This window comes from Micrococcaceae bacterium Sec5.8 (genome assembly GCA_039636775.1).
Taxonomy (GTDB): Bacteria; Actinomycetota; Actinomycetes; order Actinomycetales; family Micrococcaceae; genus Arthrobacter.
In genome coordinates this window covers 192,250-212,320 of the sequence record CP143429.1, presented here as the reverse complement: position 1 = coordinate 212,320, position 20,071 = coordinate 192,250, and the positions used below count along the sequence as shown (strand labels likewise).

Genomic DNA, 20,071 nt, shown 5'->3' with positions numbered 1-20,071 from the left:
CGAAGCAGCGCGGCTCAGACCGCCACGCGCACGATCGGGATGGACGCCGTCGGGAGTCCGCTCGGGAAGACCGTGGGCTCAGGCACCGCAACCGGAGCCAGCTGAACCCGCACCGGATCGCCGTCGACCGTGAGCAGCTCGCCGCGGACGTCGATGTCCAGCGGCCCGCCCTCGCGCACGGTCAGGCTGATGGCGCCCTGCTCCAGTTCAAGCTGCAGCAGCCTGCCTTGGATTTTCAGGTGGAAGGACAGCCCGTCCCACCCGGCCGGCAGCCGGGGGTCGAAGTACGGCACGGCGCCCTGGTCCCTTAGGCCTGCGAAGCCGCTGACCAGCGAGCTCCAGACCCCGCCGGTGGACGCGATATGCACACCGTCCACCGTGTTGCCGTGGGTGTCGTCCAGGTCGATGAACAATGCGTGGATGAAGTGCTCCAGCGCGGCCTCGGCATAGCCGACCTCGGCCGCCATGATGCCCTGCACGCACGCGGACAGGGTGGAATCTCCGGTGGTGATCGGGTCGTAAAAGTCGAACGCGCGCTGCTTTTCCTCGGCAGTGAAGTCCTGCCATTGCAGGAACATGGCAAGCACGCTGTCCGCCTGCTTGAGCACCTGGTGGCGGTAGATCACCAACGGGTGGAAGTGCAGCAGCAGCGGGTATTGGGACCGCGGCGTGCTCCAGTCCCACGGTTCCAGAGCCATGAAGTCGTTGTCCTGCGAGTGCACCTGGAGGTCATCGTCGTAGGGCACCAGCATGCGGGTGGCTGCTTGCTCCCACAGCTGGCGCTCGGCGTCGTCGATCCCCGGGTGGTGCAGGGCTGCTGCGGCGCGCAGGTTAAACCGGGCCATGACATTGGTGTAGAGGTTGTCATTGACGACGGCGGTGTACTCGTCCGGGCCGGTGACACCGTGGATGTGGAAGAGCCCGTCCTTGCCGAAAAAGCCCAGCGAGACCCACATCCTGGCGGTCTCGATCAGCAGTTCCGCACCGAGGGTTTCCTGGAAGGTGTGGTCGCCACTGGCCCAAATGTAGCGGTTGGTCGCGAAGGCGATCGCGGCGGCGATGTGGAACTGGGCCGTGCCGGCAGCGTAGTAGGCGCTGGCTTCGAGACCGTTGATGGTGCGCCACGGGAAAAGGGCGCCCTCCACGCTGAGCTCCTTGGCGCGGATCTTGGCCTCCGGCAGCATCGCGTGGCGGAACTCGAGGACCTGGCGGGCGTTGCCGGGGCTGGTGTACGTCAGGTATGGCATGAGATACACCTCCTGGTCCCAGAAGTAGTGGCCGTCATAGCCAGAGCCGGACACGCCCTTGGCCGGAATTCCGGCGATGTCCGCGCGCGCCGTGGCTTGGGCCAGCTGGAATAGGTTCCAGCGGACGGCCTGCTGAAGCTCAGTCTGACCAGCGATCACAATGTCGGCAGTGGCCCAGTAGGTGCGGTAATGCTCCGCGCTTTCGGCGAAAATCTCCGCGAGCGGCCTGAGGCCCGTTTCAGCATCATCCGCGAGGTCGTCGGAGGCTTGCCCGACGGCATAGCTGACGCTCTTCTCGAGCACGAATGGCTCGTCGGCGCCCACGGCCAGGACGTACCGGACGCTGCTGTCGTCCTCGTGCACCAGGGTGTCAAAGGGCTGCACCCCGGCGTTGGTCCAGTGGTCGACAGCCAGCCCGATGCGCTGCTTGGACTCGGCGGTCTCCCACGACAGACGCAGGGACCCGTCGCCGCCGTCGAGCCGTACGGGGAGCAACACCCGGCCGGCGTGCCGGCCGGCGCGCCGGGGGTCGTGGGCCGAGTGATCCTCGACCGGCTGGTCCTGGCGGTTGATAACCGAAGAGGTGACGTCTGCGGAGACGTCCCGGTCCGCGGCCAGTTCCAGCGAGATGCCAAGCGCCCCGCGGGACTGGTAGCCGACTGCACGTCGTTCCGTGGTGGTCACGGTGGCGCCGGAGCGGCACTGCCAGGCGATCGAACATTCGTACACGCCGGTGGCGAAGTCGACACTCCGCCGGTAGTCGAGCACGGTGGATTCTTCCAGGCTCAGCGTCTCGCCGTCGATGACCACAGTGAAATTGTTGGCGTCCGGGATGTACAGGATCCGCTGGCCGGTACGGGCGAAGCCGTAGGCGTTCTCAGCGTGCTTGATGTCCCAGGTCTCGTGGAAGCCGTTAATGAAGCTGCCCGGCAGCTCGGCGTCGGCGGCGGCCCAATGGGCGCCGCGGATGCCCAGGTGCCCGTTGCCCAAACTGAACAGGGTTTCCAGCGTGCCGGCATTGCCGGGAAGGTGGACGGTCTCAACCAACTGCCAAGGGTCGTTGGGGAACCGTGCGCGGTCCGAGGTGATGAGGGCCATTATTTTCCTTCAGGCGGATAAAGAAGCAGGTGAATCGTTCGGGGGCCGTGCGGGGAGAGGCTAGATGAGTTCTTCGAGGTCGTTGACCACAAGCGTGGCTCCGGCGGCGAGCAGCACTTCCCGGCCAGCCCCACGGTCCACACCAATCACCGAATGGAAGTTCCCTGCGCTGCCGGCCTGGACGCCGGACACAGCGTCCTCCACGACGACGCACTCGGCGCAGGGCAGTCCCAGCAGCCGGGCGGCGTATTCGTAGGTCGCCGGGCTCGGCTTTCCAGGCAACCCCTCATTGACGGCGACAACACCGTCAACCACCACGGGGAAGTAGTCCGAGAGTCCCGCGGCTTTCAGTACCGCCGGGGCGTTGCGCGAGGAGGAGACGACGGCGACCTTGAGCCCCCGGGTCAGGGCGGCCTCAAGAAATCGGACGGAGCCCTCGTAGGGCTTGACGCCGCCGGCTTCGACGATGTCATTGAAAACTTTGTTCTTGCGATTGCCCAGTCCGTGGACAGTGTCGTGCGCCGGATCGTCGTCCAGCGGGCCTTCGGGCAGAACGATGGTGCGCGAGGCCAGGAAGTCGCGGACGCCGTCGAAGCGCGGCTTGCCGTCAATATGGTCGAAGTAGTCACTTTCCCGGTACCCGGCGGCCTCGGGCGCGGTCTTGAGGAACCCGTCAAAAAGTTCCTGCCAGGCGCGCTCGTGCACAATCGCGGTGGGGGTCAGGACGCCGTCAAGGTCGAAGAGAATGGCGGAGGCCCCGGTCCAGCTCGAAGGGGTGCTGTTGGGTGACTCGGTCATGGAACGGTTGTCCTTTCAGACGGCGGGTCAAACTGGGGGCAGACGATTCTGGGGACGACGGGCGGCGGCGGTCAATGCCACGGTCCGGGGAACATTGGTGGGCCAGCCTGCCGGCCCACCGCCCGCTCACGCGGACGCCGGTCAACGCCGGCGGATCCCCAGGCGCTCTAGGAGCGGGAGCTCCGGAGGCTGGCCCGCATGCGAACCCACAAGCCCGGGGCGTAAGGACTGGCGGCCCAGGCGGGCGGCATTACTTGGAAGGCTGCGGTAGCCGGCGGGAAAAGTGCGAAGGGACAGGTCGGCAACGTTCTGCACGAACACGCGTGGCGGCTTGGCCTGCAACACGGGGCTCAGCCCTTTCTCCCCCTGAAGTCCTGGGCCCTAAACATGGCCCATACCGAGTGTAAGCGCTTACAAAATTGACCCGCAAGTGGATTTATTGAGAAAGGTCTTTTGACCCTGTTGTGCTGTGCTGAAAGGGGTCACGCAGCGGAGCTCTGCCAGGGTGTGAAACAGGCGTCCACGTGGTGACGGTTCCCCGGCGTCGGAATTCCCGGCGTCGCAGTTCAGCTGACGCAGTTCAGCTGACGGGATTCAGCTGACGGGATTTACCTGCGGGGTTAACCTGCGGGGTTTAGCTCGCGCGATTCGGCCGGCAGGTCTGGCCGGCAGCACTCAAGTGGCGGGGCGAAGCACGTAGTGCCGGAGGAAGGCGCTGACGTCAACCAGTTCGGCCGCCGAGATGGAGTGTCCCATGCCGGGGTACGTCCGCGCCGTCAGTTGGGTGTGCTGATGCAGCCATTCCCCGGTGTGCTCCGTGGCGGCGTCATTGATGACCAGGTCGTCCCGGTCCCGGCCCCAGAAGAAGGGCGGATGCGCGTCGGATGATTCGCTCATCGCCAGGAGCTCGTTGTCCAGGACGAAACCGGACAGGCCGACACCGGCACGGAACTGAGCCGGGCGCAGCCGCATCAGGGTGGTGGCCATAGCCATGCCCTGCGAGTAGCCGAGCAGGCTGACGCTGCTGTGCTGGCCCTTGACGGATTCGATCCAGCCAAGGACGGCGTTGGCCGAGGAAATGACGTCGGCGAAGTCGTGAGTCAGGAAGTAGTCGAGCACGAACCAGCCGTAGCCGTCGCCGATTTCTTTGGGGCCGCGCAGCGCGGCGCAGCTGAACCCGGCCGGCAGGCTCTCGAAAAGCTTCACCATCCGCGATTCATCCCGGCCGTACCCGTGCATCATGACCAGCAGCGGCGTTCCTGCGCGTTCGGATTCCGGTTTGGACCAGGCGACTGTCTCCATCGGATCAGCCTAGCTTCCGGTCATCACCAGCGCGGTGCTGTGCCCGCCGAATCCGAAGGCGTTGGCCAGGCCCGCTTTGGCCGCTCCGCCCACCACCGAGTCCCGGAGGAGGTTAAGGTCGATCCCGTCCCCGGGTTCATTGAGGTTGCCGGACCCCGGAAAGGACCCGGTCTTGAGGGCCTGGACCAGCACGACGGCGCCCAGCGCGCCGGCGCCGCCAAGGAGGTGCCCAGTGAGGGACTTCGTGGCGGTCACGGGGACCTGGTCGCCAAGCACGGCCCGGATGGCTTCGGCTTCAAGCCGGTCACCCACCGGCGTGGACGTCGCGTGGGCGTGGACCAGTCCGATGTCATCGGCTCCCAGACCGGCGGCGAAAATTGCCTTCTCCATCACCCTGCGCTGCATGGCCGGGTCAGCGGCGACGATGTCGACGGCGTCGGATGTCACCGCGTTTCCGGCCACGACGCCGAGGATCTCCGCTCCGCGGGCACGGGCGTGGTCTTCGCGTTCCAGGACCAGCACTGCCGCGCCCTCGGCCAGCACGAACCCGTCCCGGTCCCGGTCGAAGGGCCGGGAGGCGGACTGCGGGTCATCGTTGCGGGTGGACAAGGCGCGGATCTGCGCGAAACCGCTGATCATAAGCCCGTTAATGCAGGCATCGACGCCTCCGGCGATCACCACGTCCGCAGCCCCGGCCCGGATCATGTCGGCGGCTTGGGAGATCGCTTCCGCCCCGGAGGCGCAGGCGCTCACCGGCGTGCGCGCACCACCTTTGGCGCCGACGTCGATGGACACCCAGGCAGCGGGCGCGTTGGCCATGATCCGGGTGAGGGTGTGGGGGGACACCCTGCGCGGGCCACCCGCGTCCAGCGTCCGGGTCTGCTCCAGGATGGTGTCCAGGCCGCCGTAACCGGATCCGATCACCACGGCGAGGCGTTCCGGATCGGCGTCGGGACGGCCGGCCTGGGCCCATGCTTCGCGGGCCGCGATCAGGGCCAGGTGTCCGCACCGGTCCATCCGCTTGTATTCGGGGGTGGTGAGCAAGGATGCGACGTCGACTCTTACCCGGCCAGCCATGCGGACAGGAAGACTTGCGGCCCAGTCGTCGTCGAGCGCTGCGATCCCGGAGTGTCCGGCCAGCAGGGCCGACTGCGTTGCGGCCGCGGTTCCACCTACTGGGGTGACAGCGCCAAGTCCGGTGACAACCACTCTGGGGGAAACGTCAGGCATGGGTACCGGATTCTGTGAGGTTCTTAGCGGGACCGGCGGGTGGGGCGGTGCGGCACCGGCGGTCTGGGAACTGGAGGGGGAGCCTGAGGCGGAGCGTGTGAAAACAATCAGGGCGGCAGCGCGGATCGGACCGTCCGCCGCGACTCCCTATGCCCTGCACCCTTAAAGGGTACGTGCGATGCCTCGGGGCGGGATTTTTGTGAACCCGGGCCAGCAAAGTTCCGCTGCATTTTGGGACCGCCGCACGCCGGGGCCGCGCAGCCGCCGTCCGAATCCCCCGCGAAAATCGCCCTGACATGCGAAAACTGCCCGGAGCGGGGTCGCTTAGATCGTTGAACCACTCCGCATCGGCATGTAACCTAACGCTGGACAGCATGCTTAGCAATACCTATTCGTCCTTTCGGACATCAAGGAGCACGTCATGAGAATCGGTTCCTCCATTTTCCTCATCGCCCTCGGCGCCATCCTGGCGTGGGCCATCACCCCCGGACTGATCCCCAACGTGGACCAGACCATGATTGGCTACATCCTGATGGCGGTCGGTGTGATCGGACTGGTCGCCTCCCTGATCCTGGCGTCGCCCGGACGCAGCCGCACCCGTCGCGTCAGCGAAACCCGCTCCGTCGTGGACCCGAACACCGGCGAAACCATCACCCGGAACGAGAGCCGCGACGCCGGCATTTAGCCTCGCTGCGCCGGAGCGCAGCACGCTGGACCAGCCGGCTTAGGACGACCGCACCAAGAACCACGGCACCAAAAACCGCCACACCAAATACCACGGCACCACTAACCACGGCACCGCCGGGCCGGACCTGACAGGGTCCGGCCCGGCGTTTGTCGTTCCGGTGTCAATGCCCTGACCCGGAGCAGGTCCAACCTCCGGGTCCACGGATGGGCGGAGTGCCACCATGCCCATCCCCCGGCGCAAACAATGGGCATGTCCGCAGCGCGCAGGCCCAAACGCCCACCCCACGGGGACATGCCCAACCTCCGAGTCCACGGATGGGCGGAGTCCCACCATGCCCATCCCCCGGCGCAAACAATGGGCATGTCCGCAGCGCGCAGGCCCAAACGCCCACCACACGGGGACATGCCCAACCTCCGAGTCCACGGATGGGCGGAGTGCCACCATGCCCATCCCCCGGCGCAAACAATGGGCATGTCCGCGGGCCCGACGAGGGGCTTCTGTGTTCTTGTTGTTTTTCCATTGACAAAGCCACAGATTCAAAGATAAAGTCAATCAACTCCACTACCTGTGATGGCTATCACTGAAGCGGCGGAGGGCCCGCAGTACTGACGCAAGGGAGAGCCAGTGTTCGCCGAGGAACGCCAACAGCTGATCGTGGGGCTCATTGTCGCCGGCGGCCGCGCCACCGTCACGGACCTCGCGGATCGCTTCAGCATCACCACTGAGACTGTCCGCCGCGACCTTGCCGCCCTCGAAGCAGCCGGCAGCGTCCGCCGGGTGCATGGCGGCGCTGTGTCGCCGGACCGCTTCAGCACCAACGAGGAAAGCATCCTTGTCCGCACCGACCAGCGGCAGCCGGAGAAAATCCGGATCGCCGAAGCGGCCCTGACGCTTATTCCGCAGGACCGCACCGGCAGCATCCTGATCGACGCAGGCTCCACCACCGAGGCCCTCGCAGAATTGCTGGCCGGCCGGACCGCGGCAACCGCCGCCGTCTCCGCTCCCGGCGCGGAACTCGTGGTCATCACCCACTCGCTGCCCATCGCAGCCAAGCTGTCCGGTGAACCCGGCATCGCCCTGCACCTGCTCGGCGGGAAGGTCCGCGGAATCACGCAGGCCGCCGTCGGCCAGTCCACCGTGGAAGCTGCCCGCCGGATCCGCCCGGACATCGCCTTCATCGGCACCAACGGCATCCACGCAGCCTTCGGGCTGAGCACTCCCGATCCTGAAGAAGCCGCTGTCAAGGCCGCCTTCGTCCAATCAGCGCGCCGCATCGTGGTGTTGGCTGATGCCTCCAAGCTGGACACCGAAACACTGGTCCAGTTCGCCTCGTTGAAAGATCTGGACACCTTGATCACTGACACGAAACCCAGCCAGGACCTGGCCGACGCCCTCGCGGACGCCGGCGTGGAGGTGGTGGTCGCGTGATTGTCACCCTGACCGCCAACCCGAGCCTGGACCGCACCGTTGCCCTGCCCGGCGCCCTGGTCCGCGGCGAAGTGCAGCGGGCCGTCTCCGTCCGGCAGGAATCCGGCGGCAAGGGAGTCAACGTCTCCCGCGCCCTCGTCGCTTCAGGGCTGAAGACGGTCGCCGTACTTCCCGGAGCCGAGGCGGACCCGGTCCTCGCCGGTCTCCGCGACAGCGACGTCCCCTTCGCTGCCCTCCCCATCGGCGAGCCGCTGCGCAGCAATGTGGCGCTCACCGAACCCGGCGGCGTCACCACCAAGATCAACGAACCCGGCCCGGTGCTGAGCGCGGACCAGCAGGAAGCCCTGATCGGGCTCCTCCTGGACCGCGCCCGCGGAGCCAGCTGGGTCGTTCTGGCCGGATCGCTCCCACCCGGGGTTCCGGCCGATTTCTACGCCACCGTCACCCGGCGGCTGCGCACCATGGATCACGGCGCTAGGGCCCCCCTCATCGCCGTCGACTCCTCCGGCGAACCGCTCGCCGCCGCAATTTCCGGCGACGCACTGGGGAAACCGGATCTGATCAAACCCAACGCAGAGGAACTGGTGGAACTGGCTGCTGCAGCCGGATTCGCCACCCACAAATCTGCTGAGGAACTCGAAGCGGATCCGGAGGCAGCCGCGGTGGCCGCCTCCGCCGTCGTCCGGTCCGGTGTGGGCGCCGTGCTGGCCACCCTCGGTTCCAAGGGTGCGGTCCTTGTCACGGCCGACGGCGCGTGGCTGGCCACGCATCCGCCGGTCACTGCAGTGAGCACGGTAGGCGCCGGCGATTCCTCGCTGGCCGGCTACCTGCTCGCCTCCAGCCGGGGCGCCGCCCCGGCCGATTGTCTCCGTCAGGCTGTGGCCCATGGTGCCGCCGCCGCTTCGCTGCCGGGCTCCACAGTTCCGGCCGTTCACCAAACCACCCCTGATGCCGTAACCATCACGGCCTTGAAGAAGGATTGACAGTGACTCAGCTCATCACCACCGATCTGGTCGAGCTCGACCAGAACCTGGGCAGCTCGCCCGAGGACGTGATCCGGCACCTCGCAGGCAAAGTTGCCGCCAACGGACGCGCCACCGAGGTTGAAGGCCTCTTCACCGACGCCTTCGCCCGCGAACAGAAGACCGCCACCGGGGTCCCCGGCGGCATCGCCATCCCGCATTGCCGCTCGACGGCGGTCACCGAACCGACGCTCGCGATGGCACGGTTGTCCCGCCCGGTCGACTTTGGGGCCAAAGACGGTCCCGCGGACCTGATCTTCTTCATCGCAGCCCCCGAGGGCGCAGACCAGGAGCACCTGAAGCTGCTCTCCAAGCTGGCCCGCTCCTTGATCAGGAAGGACTTCACCGCTTCCCTGCGCGCCGCCGGTTCAGCGGCCGCGGTCGTCGAGCTCGTCGAAGGCGCCCTCGCGGACAAACCTGCACCCCATTCCACCGCTGTGCCGGCAGCAAAGGCCGCCGCGCCTGCGGGTGGAGCTCCCCGCGCCAAGCGCCTTGTCGCTGTGACCGCTTGCCCCACCGGCATCGCCCACACCTACATGGCGGCTGATTCGCTCGTGGCGGCAGCCAAGGAAGCCGGTATCGACCTGCAGGTGGAAACCCAGGGCTCCTCCGGGGCCAAGCCGCTGGACCCTGCTGTCATCGCGGCCGCCGACGCCGTCATCTTCGCCGTGGACGTTGACGTGCGCGGCAAGGAACGCTTTGCCGGCATGCCCGTGATCAACGCCCCGGTCAAGCGCGGCATCGACGAGCCCGGCAAGATGGTCCAGGAAGCACTCGCCGCAGCGGACAACCCGAACGCCCGCCGCGTTCCGCATTACGGTGCCGAGGAACAGGCCCAGAACGAGGCCGAGGAAAAAGGCGAGCACATCGGCACGAAGCTGAAGAAGGCTCTGCTCACGGGCGTCAGCTACATGATTCCCTTCGTGGCAGGCGGCGGTCTCCTGATCGCCCTCGGCTTCCTGCTGGGCGGTTACGACATCACCGGTTTCGCGGACAAGATCCTCGCGGAGAACACTATTGGCAATCTGCCGACCGAGTACCCGGAACTGGCGTGGGGCCCGTTAGGGGCCTACCTCGGGGCCGTGCTTTTCAAAATCGGCGCCCTCTCCCTCGGGTTCCTGGTTCCGGCGCTGGCGGGCTATATTGCCTACGCCCTCGCTGACCGGCCGGGTATCGCACCGGGCTTCGTTGCCGGCGCCGTTGCCGGGTTCATGGGCGCAGGCTTCCTCGGTGGCATCGTGGGCGGCCTACTGGCCGGCTACGTGGCCCATGCGATCGGCAAGCTCAGCGTTCCCCGCTGGCTGCGCGGCCTGATGCCTGTGGTGATCATCCCGCTTGTGGCCTCCCTCGTTGCCTCGGGCCTGATGTTCGTAATCCTGGGCGGGCCGATCGCTGCTATCACCGTTGGTCTCAACGACTGGCTGTCCAGCCTCACCGGAGCCAGCGCCATCGCCCTCGGCGTCATTCTGGGCCTGATGATGTGCTTCGACCTGGGCGGACCGGTCAACAAGGTTGCCTACGCCTTCGCGGTGGCCGGCCTCGGAGCGGCTTCCATTTCCAACCAGGCACCGTGGCAGATCATGGCCGCTGTGATGGCTGCCGGCATGGTCCCGCCGCTGGCTATGGCACTCGCCTCCACCGTGTTGAACAAGAAGCTCTTCAGCCTGGCGGAGCAGGAAAACGGCAAGGCCGCCTGGCTGCTGGGTGCCTCGTTCATCTCCGAAGGCGCCATCCCGTTCGCCGCGGCGGACCCGCTGCGCGTCATCCCGGCCAGCATGGTCGGCGGTGCCGTCACGGGAGCCATCTCCATGGCGGCCGGAGTCGGCTCGAAGGCCCCGCACGGCGGCATCTTCGTCTTCTTCGCGATCGACAACTTCCTGATGTTCGTCGTGGCCATCGCTGTCGGAACGGTCATCAGCGCCTTCTCCGTGATCGCGCTCAAGCGCTGGGCAGTCAAGAAGCAGGTTGATACGGTGGAAGCGGTTCCCGTAGCCGCCTGAACCGGCCAGGAAGACCTTCCCTAGCTGATTTTCCCCAAGCTAAACCCAAGGAGCAGAAATGACCGAACGTAACGCCACCATTGCCAGCCGTGTAGGGCTGCACGCCCGCCCGGCCGCGATCTTCGCCGAGGCTGCGGGCGAGTTCGATCTCGAAATCACCATCGCCCGCCTGGGTGAGCCGGTTGACGAGGCCATGGACGCCGCCAGCATCCTGTCCCTGATGAGCCTGGGAGCGTCCCACGGTGAGGTAGTGGTGCTGCGCGCTGAGGGCGACGGCGCCGACGCCGCTCTGGAGCGCCTGGTCCAGATCCTGGAAACGGACCACGACGCCGTCTAGCGCCACCGTCCGCTGGCTGGAACACGGCAGCCCGGCCGCGCCCGTTGAGGGTGCGGCCGGGCTGCTTCGTTAACGGCGGGCGGCAGCGGGCCCAAAGCCGGCGCTCAGCACGCTTGGTAGGCGCTTGTCAGGCCGCGCCACCGGGGATAGTTTGGAACGGCTCCAGTCGGGTAAACAGGCCGGGATGGAAAAGTCCCGCGACAACCAGGTGCCGAGGTAGGTCATGCCAACGAAGAAGAATGCCGCGCACGGCGCCGAAAACCCCAGCGTCAAGGACCCGGAACTCTATGAAGAGCTGCTGGTGGGCGGGGCCTCGGAGCAGAAGGCAGCCCGCATCTCCAACGCCGCCGCCAAGGCGGGCCGCTCAGCGGTCGCCCGCAAGGGCGGCACGTCCGGCGACTATGACGACTGGACTGTTCCGCAGCTCAAGCAGCGGGCCAAGGAAATTGGCCTCAAGGGATACTCCGGCAAGAGGAAGAACGAACTCATCGCCGCGCTCAGGAACCCCTGATCCGGGTGGCGAGGGCCGGGACAGCGGAGAACTCAGGCCTCCTTCCGCGCGGTCTGCGCGGTTTTCGTGCCGGCGGGTTTCCGTGGGGTCTTCGCCGCGGCCGCGGTCTTGGGAGCGGTCCGGGACGCGGTCTTGGCCGCCGTCGACTTGGCTGCGGTCTTGGCGGGAGTCTTGGCAGCGGACGCTTTCGCCGCGGGCTTGGTGGCGGGCGTATCTGTGTCCCCGGCGGACGCAGTACCTCCCCCGCGTTTCTTCTCCAGGCTCCGCTTGAGGGCTTCCATCAGGTCAATTACTTCGCCGTCGCCGGCCTCTGCAGCCGGGGCGCCGAACGTTTCCTCGGTGTCCAGCGATTCACCCTTCTCCAGCTTCGCCTCAATGAGCTGGCGGAGCTGGAGCTGGTAGTCGTCCGTGAACTGCTCCGGTTCGAAGTCCGCCGCCATGGAATCAACCAGTGCGGCAGACATTTCCCGCTCCTGGGCGGAGATGCGGACACTCGTGTCGAGCGACGGGAAGCTGGCCTCGCGCACCTCATCTGCCCAGAGCAGCGCCTGCAGCACCAGCACGTCGCCGCGGATCCGGAGCGCTCCCAGCCGGGTTTTGTCACGGAGGGCAAACTGGACGATCGCCACCCGGTCCGTGTCCTCAAGGGCGCGGCGCAACAGGGTGTAGGCCTTGGGCGACTTGGAGTCCGGCTCCAGGTAGTAGCTCTTCTCGAACATCATCGGGTCCAGCTGGTCGGCCGGGACAAACTGCACAACGTCGATCTCATGGCTGTTCTCTGCCGGGATGGACTTGAGCTCCTCGCGGCTGAGCACCACGGTGCGGCCGTCGTCCTCGTAGGCCTTGTCGATGTCCTCGTAATCCACCACCTTGCTGCAGATCTCACAGCGGCGCTGGTAGCGGATCCGTCCGCCGTCGTCGTTGTGGACCTGATGCAGGCTGATGTCATGGTCTTCGGTGGCGCTGTAGACCTTGACTGGGACGTTGACCAGCCCGAACGCTATCGCGCCTTTCCAAATGGCTCTCATGGATCAAGTGAACCTCACCGCGCCGCGGAGGTGAAGCCCCTTGACTGAAAGGGCACGGGCCAGCAACAAAGAGCTTGTCCGCGTGGGCGGCCGCGAACTGGTGGTCACCAACCTGGACAAGGTTCTGTATCCGGAGACCGGCACCACCAAAGCCGACATCCTCGCGTACTACGCCGCGGTGGCGCCTGTGCTGATCCCCGCCGCCTCGAACCGGCCGGCCACCCGGAAGCGCTGGGTGCACGGGGTGGGGACGGCCGAGTCACCGGGTGAGATGTTCTTCCAGAAGAACCTGGACCATTCCACACCGGGGTGGGTTCCACGGGCCTCCATCACGCACAAGGAACGGACCATCCAGTACCCGCTGGTCAACGACCCCGCCACGCTTGCCTGGCTCGCGCAGATCGCGGCCCTCGAGATCCACGTGCCGCAGTGGCGCGTCGATTCCCATGGCAACCAACTGCCCCCGGACCGGCTGGTGCTGGACCTGGATCCCGGCGAGGGTGCCGGATTGGCGGAGTGCGTGGAGGTCGCGAAGCTCGCCCGCACCATCCTCAAGGACGTGGGACTGAATCCGGTGCCGGTAACCAGCGGCAGCAAGGGTATCCACCTGTACGCGGCCCTCGACGGCACACAGAGCTCCGAACAGATCTCCGAATTTGCCCACGAACTGGCACGCTCACTGGAAGCAGACCACCCGGAGCTGGCCGTCAGCGACATGAAGAAGACGCTGCGCACCGGCAAGGTCCTTGTGGACTGGAGCCAGAACAGCGCCGCCAAAACCACCATCGTCCCTTACTCCCTGCGGGGGCGGCCCAGGCCCACGGTGGCGGCGCCCCGGACCTGGCGGGAAATCAGCTCACCGTCCCTGCACCAGCTGGACTATCGGGAAGTTCTGGAACGGGTGGCAACGGGCAAGGATCCCTTCGCTGCCATCTCCGGCGGGATACGGCCCGCACCGCAACCCGACGGCCGGCCGGCCGGCAACGGGGCGCCAGCCGGCGGCGCCACCGATCCGCGGCTGGAAAAGTACCGCGCCAAACGGAATGCCGGCTCCACCCCTGAGCCCTTCACGGCCGAACAGCACCTCGCGGAATCAGCGGGAACGGCCGACGGTGGCATTGTGCGGGAAAGGTTCGTCATCCAGGAACATCACGCCAGCCGGCTGCACTACGACTTCCGCCTCGAGCGCGATGGCGTGCTGGTGTCCTGGGCGCTGCCCAAAGGCGTCCCCACTTCGAAATCGGCAAACCACCTGGCGGTCCAGACCGAGGACCACCCGATGGACTATGCGGACTTCGAAGGCACGATTCCCAAGGGCCAGTACGGTGCCGGAACTGTCAGCATCTGGGATTCCGGCTCGTATGAGTGTGAGAAGTGGATTGCCGGCAAGGAAGTCATCGCCACCCTCACCGGCCAGGACGACGGCGGCCTGGGCGGCAGCCGCAGGTACGCCTTGATCCACACTGGCAGAGGCGACGACCAGTGGCTCATCCACCTAATGGACCCGCTGGGCGCACAGACGGCCCGGGCAACCGTACCGGAGGGAAGTCCGCCGGGGACAGACGCGCAGGAGGGAAGTCCGCCGGGGACAGACGCGCAGGAGGAGAAAGAAACGCACAGGGATGAACCTGCTTCCCCGAGGGCTGATCAGACCGTGCCACGGGCTCCAGTGAAGGGGGACTTCACGCCGATGCTGGCCACGGCAGGAACCGTGGCGGACCTGCCGGACAAGGAGTGGCAGTTTGAACTCAAGTGGGACGGCATACGCGCCCTGATCGTGGCGGACGCAACCACCATCCACCTGGTCAGCCGTAACGGCATCGACATGTCCGCGTCTTATCCGGAATTGACGAACCGCTCCGGCTGGCCTGACCGGGACTTCATCGCCGACGGCGAGATCATCGCCGTCGGCCCGTCCGGGCGCCCGGACTTCGGGCTGCTGCAGGGCCGAATGAAGCTCACCAAGGCCTCCGACGTCGCCAACGCACGGGCGTCGACGCCGGTGCGGCTGATGCTCTTTGACCTTCTGTCCGAGAACGGCACGGACCTTCGCCGCCTTCCACTCCGCGAGCGGCGTGCCCGGCTGGAGGCGTTTTCCACCTCCGCCGAGGTGCCAGTGGAGCTTTCCGCACTGATCGACGGCGACATCCGCCACATTCTGGAAAGCGCCCAGGAGCTGGGGCTGGAGGGCGTGATGGCCAAACGCACCGACGGCCGCTACGTCGGACAGCGCAGCAGGTCCTGGCTGAAACTCAAGTTCGAACGCACCCAGGAGGTGGTGGTCGGCGGCTGGCGTCCGGGCAAAGGCGAACGCACCCAGTCCGTAGGCTCACTTTTGCTGGGGATTCCGGACGGTGCCAGCCTTCGTTACGTTGGGCGCGTCGGCAGCGGATTCAGCACCCGGGAACTGAAGGAATTACGCCAGCAACTTGACGGCCTACCGCGGAAGACCTCGCCATTTGCGGAAGTGCCCGCCGCCGACGCCTCGGACGCGAACTGGGTGAGCCCCACCTTGGTCGGCGAGGTCAGCTACGGCGAACGGACCGGCAGCGGCAAGCTCCGGCACCCGGTCTGGCGCGGTTGGAGGCTGGACAAACGACCCGAGGACGTTGTGCTGGAACAGGACTGAAAGCGCCGCTACGAGGAGTGCGGGGTATCCGGCGGGGTAATCCGGTGAACGGCGTTGGCCCCAGCCTCCTGACCCAGCCGGCCGTGCCGGACATCATGTTCCTTCGGATGGCGGTGCTTCCCGTTACCGTCGGGCCACTGTTTTCCGTCCGCTGCACTGGGCGGGGCCGGGCGTGAAGTTTCCGGCCCCGGCGCCTCATCCATGGATTCCGACAAGTGACTGGCAATCTCAGGGTCGATCCGGTCGCCGGGCTGATGCTCCGCCATTGCTCTTCCTTCCGCTGTAGTGATACGCCGTCGTAACAAGCTGTGAAATGAAGTGTTACCAATCCTAGGTCGGTTGGCGGGCGGTGTCTGTAGCGCTACCAGCGGACCTTTTTCTCGGCCGGGCCCTGCTTGCCGCTGACATGCGTGGGCTTGTGGCTGTGGCCGACACTTTGTGAGGCCGTGCCGCCACGCGACTTACTCGCGAGCATCTCTTTCTGGGCGTCCGTAAGGCGCGATTTAATCCCCTTCGCCTGCTCCGAGCCGGCCTGGGACTGTCCGTCTGCCCCGGCCCCGTTGTTGCTGATCTTCTTGGTTTCCTTGTCAGTCATGGACTGCTCTCCTCGGGTGGCTCGTGATTGGCTCTGCGCTCACATCAACCCTAAGTGCTTTCCGGATCCGTTGGGTACCCCGTTTTCGTTGGTTCTGCGCTGCCGCGCCGCGCCACCGGGCGGCCGGCCAGCAGCTGCATATGCGGCTGAATTAGGGCCGGAAACCGGCTCCAGGCTGCCCCACCGGGAAAAATTTTGGACCTGCGGCGGGGCCGACCGGTGATTTCCAGCAACGGCGCGGCCAGATCGCGGAAAAAAAGACCCCTCTCCGGGCGCCTAATGGGGTCGAAACGCAGGATCATACGGCACCAAACTCGGAAACACCATAGAAATCGCGTAAAATTGACAGCCTGCCCGGAGCGGGGCAGCTACACGTTGCAAGCAAATGACCTCCCAAGGAGCGGCCCAAATGCCCAATGACCGAAGCACGACCGACTCTTCAGCAGGCGTTGTGAACGCCAGCCGAACCAAGCACGCTGCGCCCGGTGTGAAAATTCCAAAGCTGCGCCCGAGGCGTCGTCTCAAGGAATCCGATGTCAACGTCGTCAATAAGCCCATGCTCAAGAAAGCACTCGGCGGCACCATCGTGGGCAACACTATGGAGTGGTACGACGTCGGCGTGTTCGGCTACCTGATCACCACCATGGGACCGGTGTTCCTGCCGGAAGCGGACAAGTCCGTCCAGACCCTCTTCCTCCTGGGCACTTTCGCGGCCACCTTCATCGCCCGCCCGCTCGGCGGCGTCGTATTTGGCTGGCTGGGCGACAAGATCGGCCGACAGAAGGTGCTCGCCGCGACCCTCATGATCATGGCGGCCAGCACTTTTGCAGTCGGACTCCTGCCGGGCTACGCGCAGATCGGCATCTGGGCTGCGGTCCTGCTGGTTTTGTTTAAGGTCATTCAGGGCTTCTCCACCGGAGGCGAGTACGCCGGTGCCACCACCTTTGTGAGCGAGTACGCCCCTGACAAACGCCGCGGATTCTTCGCCAGCTTCCTGGACATGGGCAGCTACCTTGGCTTTGCGGCCGGCGCTGCCCTCGTTTCGGTGCTGCAGCTGACCCTCGGCCAGGACACCATGGAGCAGTGGGGCTGGAGAATTCCGTTCCTGCTGGCCGGTCCGTTGGGTCTGATCGCGGTGTACTTCCGGAGCAAGATCGAGGAATCCCCGCAATTCCAGGCCACCATGGACGCCCAGGCGGACCTCGCCAAGGACGCAACCGCCGCCGACGCCAATGCTTCCAAGGGCCCGGTTGGCATCGTGAAGGCCTACTGGCGTTCCCTCATCGTCGCCATGGTCCTGGTGGCCGCAGCCAACACTGCAGGCTACGCCCTGACGTCGTACATGCCGACGTATCTCACGGAGTCCAAGGGCTACGACGAAGTACACGGCACGCTGCTGACCATCCCTGTGCTGGTCATCATGAGCCTCTGCATTCCGCTGACCGGCAAGCTTTCGGACCGGATCGGCCGCCGCCCCGTGCTGTGGATCGGCGCCCTGAGCACTGTCGTCCTGGCCGCCCCGGCGTTCATGCTGATCGGCGTCGGCGAGATCTGGTCCACCCTGTTGGGTCTTGGCCTGATCGCCTTCCCGGTAACGTTCTACGTGGCCAACCTGGCGTCCGCCTTGCCGGCGCAGTTCCCGACGGCCAGCCGTTACGGTGCCATGGGCATCGCGTACAACTTCTCCGTCGCGATCTTCGGCGGCACCACCCCCTTCATCGTCGCCGCGCTGATCGGCGCTACCGGCGATGACATGATGCCGGCCTATTACCTGATGGTGACCTCGGCCATTGGCGCCGTGGCGATCTACTTCCTCAAGGAATCGGCCCAGCGCCCCCTGCCGGGTTCCATGCCGAGCGTTGACACCCAGGCCGAGGCAAAGGAACTCGTCGCCAGCCAGGACGAGAACCCGCTGATCGACTTGGTGGAAATGGACATGCCGTTCACCGCAGCCGGCTCTGATTCGGTTGTTGATCCCTCCGCACCCCGGAACGCTGACAAGGTGACGGCTGACGCCTAGGCTTGCGGCTCTGGCAGCCCGGCAGGGGTCATTCTGACTCTGGCCGGCCAACCCGGATTCTGTAGCAAAAGTCCCGCCCATGGAGGCCTGCCTTGTGTGTATTCCCGTTGGGGAAACACACAAGGCGGGCCTCAGGCGTGTCCGACGCAGTCCGGGCAGGAATCGGCCCTGCCGCCTGTTCGTCACAAGCCTGAACTAGGAGGCACCGTGCAGTCCCTCGGCGCTCACCTGCGCACCCTCCACACTCTGGCGCCTGCCAACAAAGACCATGTCTCGGCAGTCCGCGTTGCCGTGAGCGTTGCTGTGCCGTCCTTGATTCTTCTTGCCGCGGGCCGCGCAGACCTGATGATCTACGCGGTGTTCGGCGCCCTGACCGGCATGTATGGCCGGACCGAGGCTCACCAACTGCGCCTCCAGCACCAAGGCCAGGCCGCCGCGCTGTTGGTTGGCGGGCTGGCCGTGGGCGTCTTTCTTTCAGTGAACCACCTCCACTCCTGGGTGCTTGTGCTGACCGAGACGGTGTTGGCGGCGGCGGGCTCGCTCTTCGCGGACAAGGTCGCGCTGAAGCCCAACGGCCCGTTCTTTGGACTCCTCGCCCTCGGCGCCTGCGCCTCCGTCCCCACACCGGTGCCGTGGCACATGGCCGTTCTGGTCGGCGCGGGTTCTGCCGCCTTTTCCATTGCGGTCGGGTTCGGCGGCTGGGTCCGGGGCCGGGCATGGGCACGCGGTGCGGCACGAAAGACCCCGGCGATGCGCGGTGTAAGGCGGCGGGCGGCCTGGATCCACGCGGCCCGGTATTTTACCGCCGTCGGGGCGGCCGGCTCCCTCGGCGTCTTGAGCGGAACCGGCCACCCGCACTGGGCCATGGCCGCCGCCGCGGTCCCCCTGGCAGGAGCGGACATGCCCAGCAGCATGTACCGGGGCCTGCACCGGATTGTGGGCACCCTCATGGGCCTGGTGGTGGTTGCCGTGTTGCTGTTCCCCTGGGCCTTCTCGCCGCTGCGGGTGTTTCCCGGCCACGAGGCCGCAGTGCTGGCGGTGCTGGTGATTGTCCTGCAGTTCACCACGGAACTGTTTATGACCAGGCACTACGGGTTGGCCATGGTGTCCTTCACACCTGTGATCCTGCTGATCACACAGCTGGCCGCGCCGTCAGACCCCCAAGTGCTGGTGACCGAGCGCGCCGTCGAAACCCTGCAGGGGGCCCTGACGGGGATTCTCGTCGTCCTTCTGATCCGCCGGCGCCGGCCTGCTGCCACCGGATCCTGACCCGTTATTTGGCCCGGCGCGGGGGACCCGCAACGAACCTGTCCGGCAGTACGCGTGCGGCTGCGGTCAGCACCTTGTAGCGCTTCGCCGGAATTGACACGGCCTTGCCCCTGGCGTTGTCGGCGAGGCCCTCACGCACCACGCGCTCGGCCTGGAGCCACATCCAGCGCGGGGTTACCGTCTTGTCCATGCCCATCCGGTCGTGGAATTCCGTATGAGTGAAGCCGGGGCAGACCGCCGTCACGCGTACGCCCCGTTTGGCGTAGGCGAGGTTGGCCCAGCGGCAGAAGCTGACAAGCCACGACTTCGCCGCCGAGTAGCTGCCGCGGGGTACGAACGCTGCCACGCTGGCGACGTTGATGATCCTGCCCGAGCGCCGGTCGAGCATCCCCTGCAAAGCGGCGTGCGTCAGCCGCATGGCGGTTTCTACATGTAGTTTGAGATGCTTGGTCTCCTCCGCGATGCCGTTCTCCTCAAAGGAGCGCAGCAGACCGATGCCGGCGTTGTTGACCAGGATCTCCACCGGCCGCGCCGGGTCTGAGAGCCGGGCAACCACGGAAGCCACACCGGCGTTGTTGACCAGGATCTCCACCGGCCGCGCCGGGTCTGAGAGCCGGGCAACCACGGAAGCCACACCGGCGTCGTCCGCGAGGTCGGCGGAAAGAACCTCGGCGCGGACGCCGTACTTTTTCTCCAGCTCCTCAGCCTTGGCCTGCAGCCGGGACGCGTCGCGGGCTACCAGGAGCACGTTGTGCCCTTGCGCAGCGAGCTGGCGGGCGAATTCGGCGCCGATCCCGGCAGTGGCACCGGTGATCAAGGCAGTGGTCTCAGCCGGCGTCGTGGCCTGTGCAGTCATGAGCACAGCTTAA

The 20,071-nt window shown here is 66.3% G+C and carries 16 protein-coding genes; 9 read left to right on the top strand and 7 right to left on the bottom strand.

All coding sequences use genetic code 11. The features are described 5' to 3' along the window. Positions 1-14: 14 nt before the first annotated feature. The 4 genes from VUN84_01005 to VUN84_00990 all read right to left on the bottom strand — a co-directional run bounded on the left by VUN84_01005 (position 15) and on the right by VUN84_00990 (position 5,675). Positions 15-2,345 carry a glycosyl hydrolase family 65 protein gene (locus VUN84_01005; protein ID XAS64302.1) on the bottom strand — a complete coding sequence of 777 codons (2,331 nt, stop codon included), beginning with the start codon at positions 2,343-2,345 and terminating at the stop codon, positions 15-17. Between the two features lie 60 nt (positions 2,346-2,405). Next, positions 2,406-3,143: an HAD-IA family hydrolase gene (locus VUN84_01000; GenBank protein XAS64301.1), complete on the bottom strand. Its 738-nt coding sequence runs from the start codon at positions 3,141-3,143 to the stop codon at positions 2,406-2,408. Between the two features lie 675 nt (positions 3,144-3,818). Further along, complete coding sequence (locus VUN84_00995; protein XAS64300.1) at positions 3,819-4,445, bottom strand: phospholipase; 627 nt, start codon at positions 4,443-4,445, stop codon at positions 3,819-3,821. Positions 4,446-4,454: 9 nt separating this feature from the next. Then, positions 4,455-5,675: a beta-ketoacyl-[acyl-carrier-protein] synthase family protein gene (locus VUN84_00990; GenBank protein ID XAS64299.1), complete on the bottom strand. Its 1,221-nt coding sequence runs from the start codon at positions 5,673-5,675 to the stop codon at positions 4,455-4,457. Between the two features lie 421 nt (positions 5,676-6,096). Here VUN84_00990 and VUN84_00985 point away from each other — a divergent pair, with 421 nt between their 5' ends. The 6 genes from VUN84_00985 (at position 6,097) to VUN84_00960 (ending at position 11,661) form a co-directional block, all read left to right on the top strand. After that, positions 6,097-6,360, top strand: coding sequence for a DUF6458 family protein (locus tag VUN84_00985; GenBank protein ID XAS64298.1), 264 nt, complete (start codon positions 6,097-6,099; stop codon positions 6,358-6,360). 627 nt (positions 6,361-6,987) lie between these two features. Then, a complete protein-coding gene (locus VUN84_00980; protein XAS64297.1) occupies positions 6,988-7,791 on the top strand; it encodes a DeoR/GlpR family DNA-binding transcription regulator in 804 nt (267 codons plus the stop codon). After that, the gene (locus VUN84_00975; protein XAS64296.1) at positions 7,788-8,774 is read left to right on the top strand and encodes a hexose kinase; all 987 of its coding nucleotides are present in this window, start codon (positions 7,788-7,790) and stop codon (positions 8,772-8,774) included. Before VUN84_00980 ends, VUN84_00975 begins: the two co-directional genes overlap by 4 nt. 2 nt (positions 8,775-8,776) lie before the next feature. After that, positions 8,777-10,813 carry a fructose-specific PTS transporter subunit EIIC gene (locus VUN84_00970; GenBank protein XAS64295.1) on the top strand — a complete coding sequence of 679 codons (2,037 nt, stop codon included), beginning with the start codon at positions 8,777-8,779 and terminating at the stop codon, positions 10,811-10,813. A 58-nt stretch (positions 10,814-10,871) separates the two neighbouring features. Further along, positions 10,872-11,150 carry an HPr family phosphocarrier protein gene (locus tag VUN84_00965; GenBank protein ID XAS64294.1) on the top strand — a complete coding sequence of 93 codons (279 nt, stop codon included), beginning with the start codon at positions 10,872-10,874 and terminating at the stop codon, positions 11,148-11,150. A 223-nt stretch (positions 11,151-11,373) separates the two neighbouring features. Next, a complete protein-coding gene (locus VUN84_00960; GenBank protein ID XAS64293.1) occupies positions 11,374-11,661 on the top strand; it encodes a Rho termination factor N-terminal domain-containing protein in 288 nt (95 codons plus the stop codon). 32 nt (positions 11,662-11,693) lie between these two features. Here the strand turns inward: VUN84_00960 and VUN84_00955 are convergent, their stop codons facing one another. Next, positions 11,694-12,689: a Ku protein gene (locus VUN84_00955; GenBank protein XAS64292.1), complete on the bottom strand. Its 996-nt coding sequence runs from the start codon at positions 12,687-12,689 to the stop codon at positions 11,694-11,696. A gap of 40 nt (positions 12,690-12,729) precedes the next feature. Between VUN84_00955 and VUN84_00950 the strand changes: the two genes are divergently transcribed. Next, positions 12,730-15,318: an ATP-dependent DNA ligase gene (locus tag VUN84_00950; GenBank protein ID XAS64291.1), complete on the top strand. Its 2,589-nt coding sequence runs from the start codon at positions 12,730-12,732 to the stop codon at positions 15,316-15,318. Between the two features lie 361 nt (positions 15,319-15,679). Here VUN84_00950 and VUN84_00945 read toward each other — a convergent pair whose 3' ends face one another. After that, the gene (locus VUN84_00945; GenBank protein ID XAS64290.1) at positions 15,680-15,913 is read right to left on the bottom strand and encodes a hypothetical protein; all 234 of its coding nucleotides are present in this window, start codon (positions 15,911-15,913) and stop codon (positions 15,680-15,682) included. A 409-nt stretch (positions 15,914-16,322) separates the two neighbouring features. On the opposite strand from VUN84_00945, the gene VUN84_00940 reads away from it, so the two are divergent. Beyond that, positions 16,323-17,933 (top strand): MFS transporter, encoded by a 1,611-nt coding sequence (locus VUN84_00940; protein ID XAS64289.1) that lies wholly within the window; start codon positions 16,323-16,325, stop codon positions 17,931-17,933. Between the two features lie 207 nt (positions 17,934-18,140). Further along, positions 18,141-19,202, top strand: coding sequence for an FUSC family protein (locus VUN84_00935; GenBank protein ID XAS64288.1), 1,062 nt, complete (start codon positions 18,141-18,143; stop codon positions 19,200-19,202). Positions 19,203-19,206: 4 nt separating this feature from the next. Here VUN84_00935 and VUN84_00930 read toward each other — a convergent pair whose 3' ends face one another. After that, complete coding sequence (locus VUN84_00930) at positions 19,207-20,058, bottom strand: SDR family NAD(P)-dependent oxidoreductase (GenBank protein ID XAS64287.1); 852 nt, start codon at positions 20,056-20,058, stop codon at positions 19,207-19,209. Positions 20,059-20,071 lie beyond the last annotated feature (13 nt).